Annotated in this window: 1 protein-coding gene; it reads left to right on the top strand. The window is 34.8% G+C overall.

Annotated features, from left to right (window positions below; genetic code table 11):
* The first annotated feature begins 541 nt into the window (after nucleotides 1-541).
* A complete protein-coding gene (locus tag SAZ04_RS21455; RefSeq protein ID WP_332699495.1) occupies nucleotides 542-1,213 on the top strand; it encodes an NAD(P)H-dependent oxidoreductase in 672 nt (223 codons plus the stop codon).
* Nucleotides 1,214-1,777 lie beyond the last annotated feature (564 nt).

Genomic DNA, 1,777 nt, shown 5'->3' with positions numbered 1-1,777 from the left:
CCCTTGCTGATTACAAATGTTATTATTTTTGCAGTCAACATTAACATCTATTTTAATAATAATATATACAAATACCTCAACTATAATTTCATCATTGTGTTATATAAATAAATTAACATAACCAATAATTTCAAGGCTATCATTATTTTCAAAAATGATATATATATCGTAGTATATGTCATAGTATATGTTAACAATCATGTGAAAGTTTTCTTTACTGAAATTATATATGGAAAAGGAAAAGAACATCTGAATTGAAAGGTCTATTAAGGAACTGTTGAGTAACAATAGAGTTGTTCCGAAGGGCCATATTCTTGAAATAAGAGAAGGAATTATTCGTAAGTAAAATCGATCTATAAGTTATTCAATTAACGGGGAGTTTAGTAAAGAAGCTAGTTAACGAGAAGAGACTTTAATGGACATCAATCCAAAAATTGGTTATCCTAACAGCAGATCTGTTATCAAACAGAGGAAATATAAATCCGGTGATTGTCTGAAAAATCTGTTTACACCAAAAAATAGAAAAGAAGGTTGATTCCACATGATAGGAACGGAGAGTAAAAAACAAGAAATTTTAAAAGCTTACCAGTTCAGACATGCTTGCAAGGCATTTGATAACAATAAAAAGATTTCGGATGAAGATTTTCACTTTATTTTGGAGACAGGAAGATTATCTCCAAGTTCATTTGGCTTCGAGCCGTGGAAGTTTGTCGTGATCCAGGATGCAGCGCTTCGCGAAAAATTAAAACCTGTATCCGGCGGTGCCCAGGGACAACTGCCCACTGCCAGCCATTTTGTAGTTATATTGGCTAGAAGAAAAGAAGACTTAAGGCATGATTCGGTTCACGTGATCAAAATGATGAAAGACATTCATCATATGCCTGAAGAAGTTGTGCAAGGTCTTTCCGGTTTCTATAAATCCTTCGTCGAAACAGAACTCGAAGATAATGACCGTCTCATTTTTGAATGGGCAAGCAAACAAACATATATAGCATTGGGCAACATGATGACAGCCGCGGCTCAAATTGGTATTGATTCCTGTCCGATCGAAGGTTTTGATAAAAAGCAGGTGACCTCTATTTTACAAAATGAGGGTATCATTAACGCCAACGATTTCGGTGTAGCCTGTATGGTTGCTTTCGGATATCGGCAAGAGGATCCCAAACGTCCAAAAACAAGACAAAATCTCGATGAGGTTGTTGAGTGGCGATAAACTTAAGATGATATTTCTTAGCATCAGGAGACATGTTCACAAAGACACCCAAATAGCGGCTACTGGCTTCTTGGCTAAAGGAGCATGCCCATAGAGGCTCCGTGTCAAGTTGCAATACTCTGCACGCGCAATTGCAACTATGTGTACTTTTTCTCTGCAAAATACAGCTGTTAACATATTATTCATGTATAATATGTTAACAGCCTATTTTTTTGTTTTTTTGAAATTTAGGTCTTGATAACCTCCGATTACCATCGTTTGTTAAATTTAACGGAATAGATGACATTCGTGCATATTCTTAAAAGAAAGTACACCCGATATATTATATTTCGGGTGTACTTTCTTCTTTTTTTTATATGCGAACGAACATATACTACTTTATGTTTAAGATTTTTACTTTGTTATTGTGTATTTAAAACAAAGTTTAACCATTTGTAAAAGTTGCATCGTTATTACATTATCTAGACTAAAGGTTGAAATTCGCTGATCTTTAACGAACTATAGCCAGAAGTCTCCTTCCTCAAAAATTCGATAGAATTTTAGGTGGGAGATGAATGGCGCTAT

Origin of the sequence: Halalkalibacter lacteus (genome assembly GCF_036663595.1) — a bacterium.
GTDB classification, from domain to species: Bacteria; Bacillota; Bacilli; order Bacillales; family Bacillaceae_D; genus Halalkalibacter; species Halalkalibacter lacteus.
This window is presented reverse-complemented; position numbering and strand designations above follow the sequence as displayed.

Coding starts and splice junctions, on each gene's coding strand:
- SAZ04_RS21455 (WP_332699495.1), top strand. CDS start 542: ATGATAGGAACGGAGAGTAAAAAACAAGAAATTTTAAAAGCTTACCAG.